A 15864-nucleotide genomic window follows, 5' to 3' on the forward strand; every position below is an offset into this window, starting at 1 on the left:
TTCGTGATTGCCTTCATGCGGCGTGCCGCTGTAGCGGTCGATCACGAAGATGAAGCCCAGCCAGTCCTCGCCGTGCTTGCCGAAACCCGGCCAGTTGAGCGTGCCGCGCAGCGACATCGACTCGCAGGTGATGCCCGCTTCTTCGAGGATCTCGCGGCGCATGCAGGCGGCGATGTCCTCGCCCGGCTCCATCTTGCCGCCGAGGCCGTTGTACTTGCCCAGGTGCATGTCGTCCGGACGCGAGTTGCGGTGGATCATCAGGACCTGCCGACGATCGGGCGACAGTACGTAACCGAGCGTGGCGACAATGGGCGTATAGGGCATGGGCGGGGACCCCGGGGAAAACCCCGAGTTTAAAACATGCCGCACCCGGGCTTGCGTCCATCGCACCTGCCCGGCGACCATCACGGTCATGCCCACGTCATCCACCCGACGTCCGCTGCTTCGCCGCCTGCCCTGGCCCTTGCTGGTGCCGCTCCTGCTGCTTGGCGGCCTGGCCGGCTGCGACCGGCAGGCGCGTGCCGTGGACAGCGCCGAGCAGGTATTCGAAGGCCAGAACTTCCGCGTGGTGAACGTGGACCTCCGGCGCGAGATGCTGAGCCTGCACTGGAAAGACCCCGAAAACGGCGAGCCCTATGGCACCATCAACGCCTTGCGCCAATGGGGCATGTCGCATGGCCGCCGCATGCTGTTCGCTGCCAATGCCGGCATCTACGACCGGCAGAACGCCCCGCTCGGCCTGTACGTGGAGAACGGCAAGACGGTCGTGCCGCTCAACCTCGCCCATGGCAATCCGGCGTCGGGCAATTTCTCGCTGCTGCCCAACGGCGTGTTTGCCGTCTACCCCGATGGCCATGCCGCCGTGCGCACCAGCGCCGCGTTCAAGGCGGACGGCAAGGCGGTGCAATGGGCCAGCCAGTCGGGGCCGATGCTGGTGATCGACGGCAAGCTCAACGACCAGTTCATCGACGACTCCAACAGCCTCAAGTGGCGCAGCGGCGTGTGCGCGAAGACACCACACCACGTGGTGTTCGCGGTGAGCGAGGCTCCGGTGAACTTCCACACCTTCGCGCGCCTGTTCAAGGAAGAACTGGGCTGCCGCGACGCGCTCTACCTGGACGGCACCATCTCGCAGTTCTACGTGGACGGCGAAGGCTATGCCGGCGCGCCCACGTTCATGGTAAAGCCCTACGCGGGCATCTTCGCCGTGTTCGCGCAACCCACGCCCTGATCCCGGCGCGCTCGCGCCGCCGGGATATTCATTCAACAGCACCACCAACGGATCGAGCATCGCGCGCCATGACCCCATCACGACGTTTCCGCTGGCTTCGTTACCTCGTCGGCACCGTGCTGATACTGATCGTCGGCCTGCTCGCCGCGGGCTGGTTCCTGCTGGCCGGCAGCCGCGCCAAGCTCGATGGTGAAGTGCGCGTCGCCGCGCTTGGCGACGCCGTCTCGATCACGCGCGACGCCTTGGGTACGGCCACGCTGCAGGGCAAGAGCCGTGACGACATCAGCTATGCGCTCGGTTATGTGCATGGCCAGGAGCGCTTCTTCGCGATGGACCTGATGCGCCGCCTGCCCGCCGGCGAGCTTTCCGAGCTGGTTGGCGCGAAGGCGCTGGACACCGACATCAACCATCGCCGCCATCGCCTGCGCGCGGTGGCCCAGGCGGCTTACGCTGCGCTGCCGCCGGAGCAGAAGCGCACGCTCGACCTGTATGCATCGGGCGTCAATGCCGGTCTCACCCACCTGCACGTGAAGCCGTGGGAATACCTCCTGCTGAACACCAGGCCGCAGCCGTGGCGCCCTGAAGATTCGTTCCTGGTGATCGCGGCGATGTACCTGGACCTCAACGGCGACGGGCGCAACGAACGCGAACTGCACATGGCCGAGTTGCGCGCCACGATGCCGCGCGCGGTGGCGGATTTCCTGCTGTCGCCCGATCCCGACTGGGAGGCGCCGCTCAAGGGCGACCTCTCGCGCCCACCGGTGATCCCGGGCGCCGACGTGTTCGACCTGCGCCATGCGCAACCGACCACCAGCGCCGACAACACCGCGCTCACCGCCGCACTGCTGCCCGCGCTGGACCAGCCGCGCCCCGGCAGCAACAGCTTCGCCGTATCGGGCAACCTCACCGAGAGCGGCGCGGCCATTCTCGCCAACGACATGCATTTGAGCCTGCGCGTACCGAACATCTGGTTCCGCGCCCGCCTGCGTTACCCCGATCCGGCTGCACCGGGCGGCCAGCGCGATGCCAACGGCGTGACCCTGCCCGGCACCCCGGCGCTGGTGGTCGGCTCCAACGGCCAGGTTGCCTGGGGCTTCACCAACAGCTACGGCGACTGGCTGGACTGGGTACGCGTGCAACGCGACCCGAACGATGCCGGCCATTACAAGGTGGCCGAGGGATGGGCCCCCATCGAGACGCATGACGAAGTCATCCGCATCAAGGACGCGCCCAGCCATACGTTGAAGGTCGAGGTGACGCGTTGGGGTCCGATCATGGGCAAGGACGTCGATGGCACGCCGCTCGCTCTGGCCTGGATCGGCGATCGTCCGCGCGGCTACAACATCAACGTGATGCAGCTGGAGCACGCCACCACCATGCATGCGGCGCTGGATCTCGCCCCCACCATGGGCATGCCGCCGCAAAACCTGTTGGCGGCCGACGCCGCCGGCCACATTGGCTGGACCATCACCGGCAACTGCATTCCCCTGCGCAAGGGCTTCGATCCGAAGGGTCCCGCGGACTGGGCCGCGCCGGACACGGGCTGGATGGGTTGCGCCGATGCGTCGCAATATCCACGCATCGAGGATCCTTCCGACGGCCGCCTGTGGACCGCCAACAACCGCACCGTCGACGGCGCGGAACTCGAACTGCTGGGCAACGGCGGCCACGACCTGGGCGCACGCGCGCAGCAGATCCGCGACGACCTGCGCGGCCGCAACAGTTTCACGCCAGGCAACCTGCTCGATATCCAGCTTGACCATCGCGCCGTGCTGCTCACGCGCTGGCAGCGACTGCTGCAGGACACGCTGGCTGGCACGCACGATCCCGGCCTGGAGCAACTGCGCCAGCTCACCGCCACCTGGACGGGCCGCGCCGCGCCGGAAAGCGTGGACTACCGCCTCGTGCGAGCGTTCCGCGACCAGGTGAAAGAAGCCGTGCTCGCGCCGTTCGTCGCCCAGGTAAAGGCCAGGTACGACGACTTCGCGTGGCCCGGCATGATCGACGCCGAAGCCGCGGTCTGGGCCATGCTGCGGGACCGCCCCGCCAACCTGCTCGATCCGAAGTACGACAACTGGAACGCGTTGCTCCATGCCGCCGCCCACCGGGTGGTGGACGAACTCGGCAGCCAGCCGGGTGGCCTCGCGGCGCGCACCTGGGGCGAATACAACCGCACGCAGATCCGCCATCCGCTGTCGCGCGCGCTACCCTCGTTCATCGGCCATGAGCTCGACATGCCCGACGAGCCGGTCGCGGGCGACCACAACATGCCCCGCGTGGTCTCACCGGGCTTCGGTGCCTCCGAACGCCTGGACGTGATGCCCGGCCATGAAGCGCAGAGCATCCTGCACATGCCCGGCGGCCAGAGCGGCCATCCGTTGTCGCCCTACCACGGGGCCGGCGAAGATGACTGGGTAAACGGTCGTCCCACGCCACTGCTGCCGGGCCCGGACCAGCATACGCTCACGCTGATGCCGGCCTCGCCGTAAAAAACAAGGACGCGCGTTCGCGTTGCCGGCGGGCGCGCGTCTTCCCGCGACATGCGCCCTTCAGCGATGCCGCTGTCCGCTCGGCACCGACACGCTCCCGGGTATCGCGAATACCGCGTCATCGACCCCTACCTGCTCGAAGCTCACGGTCTGCATGCGATAGCGGTGCTCGGCGAGATCGCGCGCGTCGAACGCGAGCACCACGCCGGTGGCCGCATCGATCCAGAATTCCCCCTGGTCCGTGCCATGCGGGCCGCCGCGTTCCGCGTGCCGGTATCGCCAGCCCGTGGCCGGTCGTCCGGCGATGGTCTTGCCCTCAAGCTCCTGGCAGGGGAAACCGAGATCCCAGCAGGGACGCTTGGGATCGAGTTTCGTGACGCGTCCGATCGCCACGCCACCGGCCGGAATGGCCTGGTGCGAGTTGGGCCGGATCAGCCAGGCGTGGTCCTTGTCGCGCAGGATGCGGCCACGCATATCGGGGCCCGCATCGAAATCCACACGCACCTTGTCGCCGCTGAGCCAGGTGGTCAGCACCATCGAGCCTTCGCGCGACACGCTGCCGGTGGATGAGTGGATGCCATCGCCGGTGATCACGGATGCGAGCTTGAATCCATTCGCGGCCTCGGCGGCAAGCGCGTGAGGAAACACGCAGGTCATGGCCAGCCACGCGAGGCCACGCAGCCATGTTCGTATGCCCCGCATCGTCACGGCAGCAGGCCGCTGTCACGTATCGGCGTCTGCATGCGCACCATCGCCTGCGTGGCGATGGGCAACCGGCCACTCTCCAGCATCGCCACTTCCTGCGCGCTCATGCCCTGGTAAAACGTCAACCGGTAGACGCCGAGGATGAGCTTGTCGATCACCGGCACGATCATCTTGTAGCCGTACACCACGCGGATCTTCAGCACGTTGGCGTCCTGTACGGTCAGGCCGCTACGGCCGCCGGTCGACGTCGAACGGTAAGGCAGGCTGTCATTGGGGATGGCATCCACGCCGTCGAACTGGCGCACCTTCCAGTCGGCGAACGCCGCCTTGGTGGGGCTGATCACCTGGATCTGCGATGCCAGCGGATTGATCGTATCGGCATAGGCCCTGGCATAGGCCGTTGCCACCGCCGTCTTGTCAGGATCGCGCGTGTAGAGCGGCAGCAGGCCACGGGCCAGGCCCACGCGCATCGCATTCATTTCCACGCCATGCGTCGCGCCATTGCGGGCCGCTTCCAGCGCGGCGTAGTCGACCAGGCCCTTGGCGCGATAGAACAGGATCATCTGGAAGATGCCGAGCAGAAACGTACCGAACACCGCGATCACCACACAGGTTTCGACCACGCTCTGGCCGCGCTGGCGGCGGCCGCCCACTCGCCGTTTCATGGCCCGTGGCCTGCATCCGAAGGTGCCTGTCCGGGCGGGCGAGCATCGCCCGGCGCCGAGGTCAGGCGAGCGATGCCATCGACCAGTTGCGTGCTCTGCTGCTGCAACGAGGGATCGGTGCCGTTCGCATCGACGGCGCTTTCCGAGAACGCCGCGGCGGCCTGGCGCAACCGCAATACGCCCAGGTTGTGCCACGCCTTGGCGTGCCTGGGCTCGATCTTCAGCGCCCGCTGATACGCCTCCACCGCCTGGTCCGGCTGCCCCATGCGGACGTAAGCGTTGCCGAGGCGAAACCAGGCATCCGCATTGGTCGGCAGCTGGTTGGCGAGTTTCTGGTAACCCGCCAGCGCCTCGTCGGGCCGCCCCGCCGCCGCATCATGTTCGGCCTGCTCCTGCAGCGCCTTGACGCTTGCCAGCGTGGGTTTGGGCTGGCTGGGCGACGCGCAGGCGGCGAGCCCCGCGCATGCCACCGCCGTCATCATCGTGCGCATCATCGTGTTCATGCCAATTCCCATGTCCATGCCTCTCCAAGCCTGGGTTGCAGGCGTCCAAGCGCGCCTGCCGCGAATTCAATGGTGTGGTGTGCGCCGCGCTTGCGGCGCATGCGCCAGGGTTCGACATGCTCGTGCCAATCGATCACGCCCCCCTTGCGATCCAGAAACACCAGGTCGAGCGGATAGCGCATGCCGATGGTGTGGACGCTGCCGCACGGCACCAGCCACAAGGCCTCGGTGCGATCCACGCGCAACGGTGCGCGTCCAAGCAACCCGCGCAACCGCGACCAGGGCCGGTCGGCGCGCCATGCATGCGGCACGATCAATCGGCCTTCGCTGCGGATGACGCCGCATTTCACAGGATGCCCTCCTCCTGCATGCGCAGGAAAATGAAGTAGCCCAGCATCAGGAAGATCAACGGAAAGAAGAACATCACCAGCGGCAACATCATCTTCACCGGCGCCTCCAGTGCGAGTTTTTCCGCACGCAGGAAACGCTCCTCGCGGCGCTGCGAGGCCTGCGCGCGCAAGGTGTCGCCGAGGCTGGCGCCTACGCGATCGGCCTGGATCAGCGTGCCGGTGAAGCTGGAGATCTGCGGCATGTCCATGCGCTCGGACATGCGCGACAAGGCTTCCGAACGCGGCAGGCCCGAGCGCACGTCGCGCAGCAGACGGGTAAATTCCTGCGCCAGAGGCCCCGGCGGGCCCTTCTGCGTGGCCTGCTCGATGCCGCCGGTCACGTTGAGCCCCGCCTCCACCGCCATGGTGATGAAGTCGAGATAGACCGGCAGATCCTTGATCACCTGCCGTCGCCGCTTGTTGCGGCGCTCGCCCAGCCAAAGATTCGGGTAAAACCAGCCCAGGATGGCACCAAAGCCGACCACGCCGATGTACAGCACGAAACCGTGCGACTTCAGCAGGCCCAGCAGCAACCACATGAACATCGCCACCAGGCCGGCGCCGACCACGCGCAAACCATAGAGCTGCTCCGGGCTCAGCACGAAGTCCTGCCCGGCGGTCTGCAGTTCGCGATGCGCGCGCTCCAGCCTGTCGGGGGTCAGGCGCGGCCCGATCACGAAGGTCGCCGCGTTCACCAGCGGCCAGATCATGCGAAGGCCGAACGGCAAGGGGTCCTGGAAATGGCGGTCGGCCTGCGGCACCTCCCGCATGAAGCCGTACACCGACCAGATCACCAGGCCGATGCAGCCACCCGCGCACATGGAAAGCACGATGAGCATGAAGGTCATATGTCGATGCTCATGATCTTGCGGCACATGCGATAGCCCAGGTATTCCATCACTGCGCAGATGGCGATGACGACCCAGCCGATGGGCGTGTGGTACATGGCGTGCATCGTGTCGGGGTAGGCAAACGTAAGGAAGGCCACCAGGCCCGCCGGCATCATCGCCATCACGATGCCCTGCAGCCGTCCTTGCGCGGTGAGCGATTTCACCTTGCCCTCCATGATCTGGCGACGCCTCAGCGTGTCGGACAACGAGGCCAGGATTTCGGCGAGGTTGCCGCCCACCTCGCGCGAGATGCTCACCGCCGACACGAACAACGCCACGTCCTGCACCGGCACGCGCTCGTGGAAATGCGCGAGCGCATCGTCGAGCTTCACGCCCATGCGCTGCTCGCGAAGCACCAGGGCGAATTCCTGCGCCAGCGGCGGCTCGATATCGCGCGCCAGGCTTTCCAGGGCCGGCGTGAAGCCAAGACCCGCGCGCATGCTGCCGGCGATCATCATGAGGCCATCGGGCAACTGCGCCTGGATGCGATCCATGCGCCGCTGGCGCATCCAGGCATAGGCTTTCTTGGGCAGCACGAAGATCAGCACCAGCACGCCGCCCGCCAGCAAGGGATTGCCGGTCGCCAGCCACAACAACGCCGGCAACAGCACCATGGCGACCACGTTGAAGCGGAACAGGTTGCGCGTGTCCATGAACATGAACATGTCGGCCAGGTTGAACCGCGCCTGTTCGGTGAATGCATCCTGGTAGCGCCCCCAGAACACCGTGGACGATCGCGCCATCAAAAAACCCGCCAGCGTCACGCAGGCGAATACCGCGATAGCGATGCCAAGCATCTCAGCGCTCCTCGCCGTTGGGACGGAAGATGCCAAGGTCCACCGATACGCCACGGGCCGCCAGCTCCTCGTAGAACTCCGGCACGGAGCCCGTCGCCGCGAACTGGCCGCGCACCTTGCCGCCCGGGCCGCCCTGGTCCCGCGGGCGGAACACGAACAGGTCCTGGGTCTGGATGGTGCCGCTCTCGATGCCGGTGATCTCGCAGACGTGCGTGATCTTGCGCGAACCGCAGGGAAACCGACGCTGGTGGATGATCAGGTCGATGGCCGAGGCGATCTGCTCGCGCACCACCACCATCGGAAGGTCCATGCCCGACATCATCACCATCACTTCCAGGCGCGACAGTGCGTCGCGCGGGGAGTTGGCGTGCGCGGTGGTCAGCGAACCTTCGTGGCCGGTGTTCATGGCCTGCAGCATGTCCAGCGCCTCGCCACCGCGGCACTCGCCGACCACGATGCGGTCCGGTCGCATGCGCAACGCGTTGCGCACCAGGTCGCGAATGGTGATCAGGCCCTTGCCCTCCACGTTGGCCGGGCGTGACTCCATCGCCACCAGGTTGGGCTGGTTGAGCTTGAGCTCGGCGGCATCCTCGATGGTGACGATGCGCTCGTGGTCGGGAATGAAGTTGGACAGGATGTTGAGCAACGTCGTCTTGCCCGAGCCGGTGCCGCCGGTGACCACGATGTTGCGCCGCTCGCGCACCGCCACCTGCACGAATTCCAGCATTTCCTCGTTGATCGATCCGTACGTCAGCAGGTCATCGCCGCTGAGCTTGCGCTTGCTGAACTTGCGGATGCTGATGCTTGGGCCGCGCAGCGCGACGGGCGGAATCACCGCGTTCACGCGCGAGCCATCGGCGAGGCGCGCGTCCACCATCGGCGAACTCTCGTCGATGCGGCGGCCGATCGGCGCAACGATGCGTTCGATGGCGGCCACCACGGCCTTGTCGTTGGTGAAGATCACCGGCGACTTCTCGATGCGGCCGGAGCGCTCGATGAAGATTTCGTCGTGGCAGTTGACCATCACTTCGGTCACCGTGTCATCGTCGAGCAGGTCTTCCAGCGGGCCCAGGCCGATGGCTTCGTCGAGCACTTCCTTGGCCAGTCGACGGCGATTGATCGTCTTGGGCAACTCCGCGACGAACTCGCGCTCGATGATCTCCTCGATCAGCGCCGCCGTCTTGCTGCGCAGCTCCTCGTCGCTCATGCCGCGCACGTCCACGCGGCGCAGATCCATCTGCCGCACCAGCGACTGGTGCACGCGCGTGCGCCACTCCAGCATGTCCGGCGGCATCACCACCGTGGAGGGAATGTTGCTTGCCACCATCTTTGGCGGTTCGGGTTCCGGCGCGCCCACGGATAGATCGTGGTTCGAAGCCGGCCGTGCCGGCACCGTCACCTGCTCGCTCGGCGCCTCCGCCAGCACGCGCAGGCGGTAGGCGCCGATCAGCACGATGTCGTCGCGCTGCAGCGGCCCGTGCTCGCTCTGCACGCGGGCGCCGTTGACGGTGATCGGTGCCCTGGCGCTCAGCACCTCGATGAACACGCCCATCTTGCGCGCGCTGAGGGTGGCGTGCTCCTTGGCGATGTTCCAGCCCTGCAGGATGACCAGGTTGTCCTCGCCGCGCCCGATGCCGCAACGGGAATTGAGGCATCGCACCTGGCGCGGGTCGCGATTGGCCGTTTCGATCAGTACCTCGAACATGCATGCACCTCAATCAACGATATCGCTGCCGGCCACCTTGCGCATGTCGTCGCGCAGGCGGTCGCTCTTCTCGATCAACTCATGGTTCCTGGGCGATGACGCATCGATCACCACCGGCGTCACGAAGATCACCAGGTCCGTGCGGTTGCGCTGGAAGTCGCGCGAACGAAACAGCGAACCGAGGATCGGCACGTCGCCCAGGCCGGGCACCTTGTCGAAGGTCTTGGAGGCCGTGGCGTCCACCAGGCCGGAAATCACGATGGAGTCGCCTTCGTGCACGTTGAGCTGTGCACTGGCGCGGCGCGTGATGAAGCCCGGGTAGCCCTGGACGTTGATGCTGGGATCGATGCGGCTGATCTCCGTCTCGATGTCGGTGGAGATGTCGCCGCCCGCGCTGACGATGGGCGCGATGTGCAGCTTGATGCCGTACTGCTTGTATTCCACGGTGGTCTCGCCCAGGCCCTGGGTGATCGGTATGGGCACCTCGCCACCGACCAGGAAGTCGGCGATGCCGCCGCTGCGCGCAGCCAGCTGCGGCGAGGCCAGCTCCCACGCGTTGCCGGTCTGCTCCATGATGTTGATCTGCGAACCGATCGACGTGGCGATGCCGAAGAACGACGCCGTGCCCGGCACGCGCAACGGCAGCTGCGCCGCCTGGCCCGAGGCATCGATGCCCTTGAACGCCGGGTCGGTGAGGCGGTAGTAGGGATTGGTCACCCAGTCGTGCACCAGGCCGCCACCGGGACCGGCGATCATGCTGTCCCACTTGATGCCGAGGTCGCTCATGGCCTTCTTGTCGAACTCCATGATGCGTACCTGCATCATCACCATGGGCTTCATGTCGACGGCATTCGCACTGGTGAAATCCAGCACCTGCGGATAGATCTTCCTGATCGCCGCGACCTTGGCCGCGTCACCCGGCGAGAGGTCGTTGCCGGTCATCACCACGTTGCCGCCGACCGCGTTGACGCGGATGGCGCTGCCGTCGCCGACCAGCTTGCCCACCAGGTCCGCCGTCTGGTCGGCGTTGCCGGCCACCACATGCACGCTCACGCTGCGTTGCGTGCCGTCGGTCATCCACAACTGCAGCGAGGTGTCGCCCGGTTCGTTGGCGATGAGCACCATCTCCCTGGTGCCGATCACCTTGACCTGCAGCAGCTTGCCGTCACCCACCGCGACGCGGCTGAGCGCCCCCGGTGCCTGCTGCACCAGGGCCTGCCCGGCATACATGTTCACTGCCTCCGGAACGATCTTGCCGCTCGCCTGCGTGGCGGCCGTGGATGGCTTGATCGTCATGGCCGCGCCCGCCACGAGCACGCCAAACACGCACAGCTTTCCGATTCGCTTGATCGCTTCCATGCTTACTGGTTCCCGCCGATGATGAATTGGATGCCCGAGCCACGCACGACGGGACGCCCCATCCGCAACAGATCCGCCTTGCTCAACGTCTCCAACCCGAAGGGATCCTTGTTGCCCGCGCTGCGCAGCATCACGCGCAGTTCGCCGACCTTCATGGCCATGCCGAGCCGCTGGGCGTCATTCGGGGTCAGGCCCAGCGTGAGGTTGGAATAGCTCTCGTCGTCGCCGGACGGCTTCACGCCCTGCGCGCGCTTGCCGGTGGCCAGCACCAGCACGTCGCCGAGCAGCGGCCGGATCTGGTCCTTGCCCGCCGCTTCGCCGGAAAGCAGCAACATGATGTCCACGTGGTCGCCCGGCACGATCAGGCCCGACACCGAACCCGACTCGTCGACGCTGATGGTGTAGGCCACCTTGCCCGGGTCGATCACGGTGGAGAAGTGGTCGCTGACCAGATCGATCGCACTGCCCGCGATGGGCGCCCCCTTGGTGAGCGGCGACCGCAGCAACTGGCCGAGATAGGTCTGGTAGTTGTCCGGCGTGAGCGCGTCGGCCGGCACGTACTCGACCGGCACATCACGCGTGGCGACGTCGTCGTCGCTCAGCAGCACGCCCTTTTCCAGGTCGCGGACCGGCACCACCACGGTACGCGTTTCCTGCGGCTTGACCTGCGTGCGCTCGGCCACCTTGTTGTTGATGTAATGCACCGCCATGAAGCTGGCGACGATGCCCAGAAGAATGGCAACCCCGAGAAAGAGCAGGTTGCGGTTGATCTTTGGCATACGAATTCCTTTCCGTTAAATCCAACTGATGGAGAGCGCGTAGACGAAGGCGGTGTAGGCCTTCTTCAGCTGATCGATGAGATCGGGAATGGCATCGTGATTGGCGAGCAGCACGAGCACGAGGAACAGCACCAGGAGGGTGTACTCGACCACGGCGCTCCCTTGCTGGCGCCGGCGCGGGCTCGATCGCGAAACGTGGCTCATGGCATGTCCCATTACGGTTGCAGCACGTTGATCAGCACCTGCGACTGGCTGGCGCCTTCTCGCATCACCAGCAGCGTGAGCTTGCTGTCGCCACGTTCGTAGCGCATGACGCAGTCGTTGCCGCCGCAGGCACCCGCATCGCTCGCCTTCCAGCCGTCGGCCACCAGCCTTTCGCGGAAATACGCCGTGTTCTGCGCGGGAGAAAGGCTGTTGCGCATGGCGACCGTCCGCGCCGGCACGCTGTCATCCGGATAGGCGATGTCGTTGAACACCTTGGATCCGGCGGGCGCGGGCAGGCCCTTGCCCGGCACGAAGTGCTTCGGCGCCGAAGCCACGTCCACGATGCCGATGTTGCCCTTGCTGCCGGCGCCACTGCCGCTCACCTGCACGGTGATGTAGTAGTCGCCATCGCGATGCCCGATGACCTGCGCCTGCCCCAGGCGATTGACGACGACTTCCTTGTCCCACGCTTTGCGATAGAACTCGACCAGTTCGTCCTGGCTTTGCGCCGACGTGAACGTCTGCGCGTGCATGTCCAGGCCATTGAAGACGATGTGCTGCGCGACCTCGTCGGTGCGTGTTCCCGCAGGCACCGGCGGGCTCGGCCACGAACCCGCGTGGGCCATCAGGGGCAGCACCGCACAGGCCGCCCATGCGAGCCGTTGCCTAGTGCTGGTCCGCATACTTCACCAGCTTGTCGGCGGGAACGACGTCCGGCGCCATCTTGCCCAGCTCGAACTGGTTGAAGCCCGGCGTGAACAGGTCATTGACGAATGGAATGCTGCCCAGCAGGTGCATCACGTCATTGGTCACATCGTCGAACTTGTCGCCGACGAGCGACGTGGGCACCAGTGGCCGGATCACGTTGCGCACCGTGCGGTTGCTCGCGCCGCCGATGCCCTGGCCGTTGCGATCCTCGCCACCGCCGGCGGCATCCCACGCATCGGCCAGCAGTACGGTCTTGGACGAGAAATCCAGCTTCATGCTGTCCAGCGGATCGAGATAGGCGAGCGGGCTGCCGTCCTGGCCGACGATGGCTTCCGGCCTGGCGTGCACTTCGGCAGTCACCAGGCCCTTGGTGTTCGGCGGCAGGTTGCCCAGCGACTTCGTGGCCTTGCCCACGATCGCCAGCCCCTTGTCGAGGTAACCGGGCGAACTCTCCTGCTTGTAGACCTGCAAGGTCACCGCACCGGGCTTGAGCAATTCCTTGCCGGCGAACGTGGTGAGCATGGCATCGCCGAACCTGGGCGGCACGGCGGCGCCGCTGCGCAGCTTGTCCTTGGTGTCGCCGTACTGGCGCACGCGAAGATCCTGCTCGACGCGGCTGCGACCGGGCAGCTGCTCGTTCAACAGCGTGCGATCCACCGTGGCGGCCCATGCGGCCTGACGCGCCGCAGCCTGCGTCTGCTGCTTAACGTGGATGTACTGGCCCAGCAACATCACGCCCGCGGCCAGTGGCACGAGCACGATGCAGGCCACGGCCATCTCGATCAGGCTCTGTCCCTGCTCACGACGCCGCGATCCAAGCCGCATGCGTCGCCCGATCCGATGCTTCGCGTCCATCGCTCCCTCCCGCTAAAACCAAGATCAATTCGAGGCGGATATCGCGATACCCGACGGCACCTCAAACGCCCTGCCGTCGGCTGCCTCGCCCACCGTCATCTTCTCCGTGGTCCACTGCTTGCCCGTGCCCTGCGGTGGATGGCGCCACAGCAGGATGCTGTCGATGCGGCCGTTGAGCCCTTCGCTGTCATCCACCACGTCGGAAGAAAAACCCCACTTCCTGCCGCCGCTCCACACGCAGGACTCACCGATGCCTGGTTGCTCGAGACGCTTGCATGGCTGCCCCGCGGCACTGTCGGTACCCGCGGAGTGCGCCATCAGGTCGCCCTGGCCCTGCTTGTTGAGCTGGGCCGCCACGGCAGCGCGCAGCGCGGCATCGTCATCGCCGTCCGCGGGCTTGGCGGCGTTGTTGGCGTTGTCTTGCGGACTTGCCTGGCGCACCACGCCGTCAGACGGCTGACGCGTGCCGGTCTTGCCGATCAGGTCGATCGTCACGGCTTCGCCAGGCTTGATGATGGCGAGCGTCGATTCGTGCACGGGCTTGAACTGGCAGGTGCCCGCGGTTTCGTAGTCCCAGCGGTCCGCACGCTCGGCAATGCGCGGCCCCGCGTACCACACGTCGTAGAACGTGCGCCCCAGCTTTCCCGCCACGTCATCGCTGAGCGCCTGCGTGGGAAACGGGCCTTTGCGGCAATCCGCCAGCGCCTGCCGATAGTTCTGCTCGCTGGCCGGCTGGCCGTCGCGGAGCACTACCATGGTCTGGCTGACGTGGATCGGCGGCGTGGCGTCGGCGGCGTTGTGCTTGTCATCGGCACTGCCACCGGCATCGTGGTTGCCGCTTGCCGAACAGGCCGCCAGCGGAATGGCGATCAGGGCGGAAACCAGCCAGCTCATGGAACGTTGCTGCATGAATATCCTCGAACAGATGGTGAAGATGGATGACGTCACCTGGCGCAGAGCGCCGCAGCGCCGTAGCTTGCCGCGACCTCCCAGCGAACGGAGCAAGGCGTATCGACGAGGCGCACCTGCCAGTACGGGCTGAACAGGCTGCCCAGCTCGCGTCGCGAGTCGATGACGTTCGCGAACAACTCGCGTGGGCGGCTGAAGTACACCTGCGCGGTGGACATCGCGGTCATGCTGTCGCCCACGGCCTGGTCCTGGGTCTGGAAATCGGGCGGCCCGCCGATGCCCTGCACGTTCTGGCTGGTGCGCACGGTGTTCATCGGCTGCTCGACCAGCACGGTGAATACCGGGCCGACATCGACCTTGTTCACGCCGTTCTGCGCCGCGCTGCGTCCGTTGTCGTAAGGCACCGTGGCCTTGTCGGCGGCTACATCGTTGTAATCCTGCAAACCCGGCGATGTGCCCGAATAACTCTTCAGCCACGCCTTGCCGGTGCCGCCCATGGCTGGCGAGGAGAGCACCCGGCCGCTCGCTGCGTTGTTGTCCAGGCCATCGGCGTAGCGGCTGTAGTGGCCGCGATCGATCGCGTACGCGGAATCCCAGCCCCGGCCGTTGTTGATGCCCGGCGAGGCGACGGAGCGAAACGAGGCCGGTGTCCTTGCTACCGCCGCGGCTCCGCCCCACGCGAGGGGCACATCGATTTTCACGGGTGGAATCAGCGAATGGAATTTCACGTTGAGCGTGTCCACGCCCACCCAGTCGCGGTAGTTCACCAGGTCGGTGCCGCCACGCTTGTGGATGGGGCCGATGCCGCCATCCCGCTTCTTCGAGAACCCGTCGCGCGCTTCCATCACCACGTTGGCCAGGCGGTCGGCATCCGCCGTGCGGCGCCCCGCGGTGGGAATGGTGTAGCGCCTGGCGTATTTCGCGGCGGCAATCGCATCGGTTTCGAGCAGGCCCATGCCGCGCACGCCGACGGTGGCCTTGTTGTCGGTATTGAGCTGGACGATCTTGCGCGCCAGCAGCAGCGACGATTGCGGCTCGCCGATGGCGATGAGTTGCGAAGCATCCGAATAGGCGGCGTCCAGCGCGCTGATGGCCGTGACGCCGGCGGAGAACGCCACCTGCATGCCGTCGCGGATCTCCTGCACTGCGGTCTTCACCTCGCTGAGCACGGAGACGATCTCCTGCAGCGCCGCGCCCACTTCGGCGCCGACGATGCTGATGTCGAACAGGATAGCGATGCCCTGCACCGCATCCTTGAAATTGTCGGTGCCGCGCAGCATGAAGTTGGTCCAGGAATACCAGCTCACCATCTGCGCGACGGCGACCTGGTTCGCCACGGTCGCGCGATTCATGTACGCGATGAGGTTGAAGGCGCGCGCCTGCTCCACGCCCACGCTGTAGGCCGCAGCGTCGGCGGTGTTCACCAGCTCGACCTTCTTCGACACGGTCTGCCCCGTGTTGAACAGGACTATCACGCCAAGGCACAGCACCAGCAGGGACACGATGGCCAGCACCAGCGCCTGTCCCCTTGCCTTCCTGGAGGGTTTGAAGCCTGCACCTACAGGCTCCGCCCGTCGTCGCATCTTCATCTCGGTTCTTCCTGCGTCCATCGCCAGTCCACATCCGTGCCCAAAGGGCTACGCCCGTGACCTCAATCCGCGGCTTCCCCACGGGCC

General features: G+C 66.2%; 17 protein-coding genes. 2 read left to right on the top strand and 15 right to left on the bottom strand.

Annotated features, from left to right (window positions below):
* A partial coding sequence (locus JMF82_RS07960; RefSeq protein WP_201313995.1) for an 8-oxo-dGTP diphosphatase occupies window positions 1-324 on the bottom strand: 324 nt, incomplete at its 3' end.
* Between the two features lie 88 nt (window positions 325-412).
* Here JMF82_RS07960 and JMF82_RS07965 point away from each other — a divergent pair.
* Both JMF82_RS07965 and JMF82_RS07970 read left to right on the top strand, forming a co-directional pair.
* Complete coding sequence (locus JMF82_RS07965) at window positions 413-1231, top strand: phosphodiester glycosidase family protein (RefSeq protein WP_201313996.1); 819 nt, start codon at window positions 413-415, stop codon at window positions 1229-1231.
* Window positions 1232-1299: 68 nt separating this feature from the next.
* The gene (locus tag JMF82_RS07970) at window positions 1300-3720 is read left to right on the top strand and encodes a penicillin acylase family protein (RefSeq protein WP_201313997.1); all 2421 of its coding nucleotides are present in this window, start codon (window positions 1300-1302) and stop codon (window positions 3718-3720) included.
* Window positions 3721-3780: 60 nt separating this feature from the next.
* On the opposite strand, the gene JMF82_RS07975 is transcribed toward JMF82_RS07970, so the two are convergent.
* Genes JMF82_RS07975 through JMF82_RS08040 form a run of 14 tightly spaced genes read right to left on the bottom strand, consistent with a single transcriptional unit; the run spans window position 3781 to window position 15777 of the window.
* A complete protein-coding gene (locus JMF82_RS07975) occupies window positions 3781-4422 on the bottom strand; it encodes a hypothetical protein (protein ID WP_201313998.1) in 642 nt (213 codons plus the stop codon).
* Between the two features lie 2 nt (window positions 4423-4424).
* Complete coding sequence (locus tag JMF82_RS07980; protein WP_201313999.1) at window positions 4425-5090, bottom strand: TadE family protein; 666 nt, start codon at window positions 5088-5090, stop codon at window positions 4425-4427.
* On the bottom strand, window positions 5087-5593 hold the full coding sequence (locus JMF82_RS07985; protein ID WP_201314000.1) for a tetratricopeptide repeat protein: 507 nt from the start codon (window positions 5591-5593) through the stop codon (window positions 5087-5089). The genes JMF82_RS07980 and JMF82_RS07985 overlap by 4 nt, the downstream gene beginning before the upstream one ends.
* Entirely contained in the window at window positions 5590-5943 is a 354-nt protein-coding gene (locus JMF82_RS07990) for a DUF192 domain-containing protein (protein ID WP_201314001.1), read from the bottom strand. The genes JMF82_RS07985 and JMF82_RS07990 overlap by 4 nt, the downstream gene beginning before the upstream one ends.
* Window positions 5940-6830 carry a type II secretion system F family protein gene (locus JMF82_RS07995; protein ID WP_201314002.1) on the bottom strand — a complete coding sequence of 297 codons (891 nt, stop codon included), beginning with the start codon at window positions 6828-6830 and terminating at the stop codon, window positions 5940-5942. The genes JMF82_RS07990 and JMF82_RS07995 overlap by 4 nt, the downstream gene beginning before the upstream one ends.
* Window positions 6827-7669 (bottom strand): type II secretion system F family protein, encoded by an 843-nt coding sequence (locus JMF82_RS08000; protein ID WP_201314003.1) that lies wholly within the window; start codon window positions 7667-7669, stop codon window positions 6827-6829. Before JMF82_RS08000 ends, JMF82_RS07995 begins: the two co-directional genes overlap by 4 nt.
* Window position 7670: 1 nt before the next feature.
* Complete coding sequence (locus tag JMF82_RS08005; RefSeq protein WP_201314004.1) at window positions 7671-9374, bottom strand: ATPase, T2SS/T4P/T4SS family; 1704 nt, start codon at window positions 9372-9374, stop codon at window positions 7671-7673.
* 9 nt (window positions 9375-9383) lie between these two features.
* Window positions 9384-10733, bottom strand: coding sequence for a pilus assembly protein N-terminal domain-containing protein (locus tag JMF82_RS08010; RefSeq protein WP_201314005.1), 1350 nt, complete (start codon window positions 10731-10733; stop codon window positions 9384-9386).
* 2 nt (window positions 10734-10735) lie between these two features.
* Window positions 10736-11512: a Flp pilus assembly protein CpaB gene (gene cpaB / locus JMF82_RS08015; protein ID WP_201314006.1), complete on the bottom strand. Its 777-nt coding sequence runs from the start codon at window positions 11510-11512 to the stop codon at window positions 10736-10738.
* Between the two features lie 15 nt (window positions 11513-11527).
* The gene (locus tag JMF82_RS08020) at window positions 11528-11716 is read right to left on the bottom strand and encodes a hypothetical protein (RefSeq protein WP_236585356.1); all 189 of its coding nucleotides are present in this window, start codon (window positions 11714-11716) and stop codon (window positions 11528-11530) included.
* A gap of 11 nt (window positions 11717-11727) precedes the next feature.
* The gene (locus tag JMF82_RS08025) at window positions 11728-12399 is read right to left on the bottom strand and encodes a hypothetical protein (protein WP_201314008.1); all 672 of its coding nucleotides are present in this window, start codon (window positions 12397-12399) and stop codon (window positions 11728-11730) included.
* Window positions 12383-13249, bottom strand: a complete 867-nt coding sequence (locus tag JMF82_RS08030; protein WP_201314009.1) for a TadE/TadG family type IV pilus assembly protein — start codon at window positions 13247-13249, stop codon at window positions 12383-12385. Before JMF82_RS08030 ends, JMF82_RS08025 begins: the two co-directional genes overlap by 17 nt.
* Window positions 13250-13303: 54 nt before the next feature.
* Window positions 13304-14188: a hypothetical protein gene (locus JMF82_RS08035; RefSeq protein WP_201314010.1), complete on the bottom strand. Its 885-nt coding sequence runs from the start codon at window positions 14186-14188 to the stop codon at window positions 13304-13306.
* A 35-nt stretch (window positions 14189-14223) separates the two neighbouring features.
* Window positions 14224-15777 (bottom strand): pilus assembly protein TadG-related protein, encoded by a 1554-nt coding sequence (locus JMF82_RS08040; protein WP_201314011.1) that lies wholly within the window; start codon window positions 15775-15777, stop codon window positions 14224-14226.
* Window positions 15778-15864 lie beyond the last annotated feature (87 nt).

Origin of the sequence: Dyella sp. EPa41, assembly GCF_016586165.1 — a bacterium.
GTDB lineage: Bacteria > Pseudomonadota > Gammaproteobacteria > Xanthomonadales > Rhodanobacteraceae > Dyella.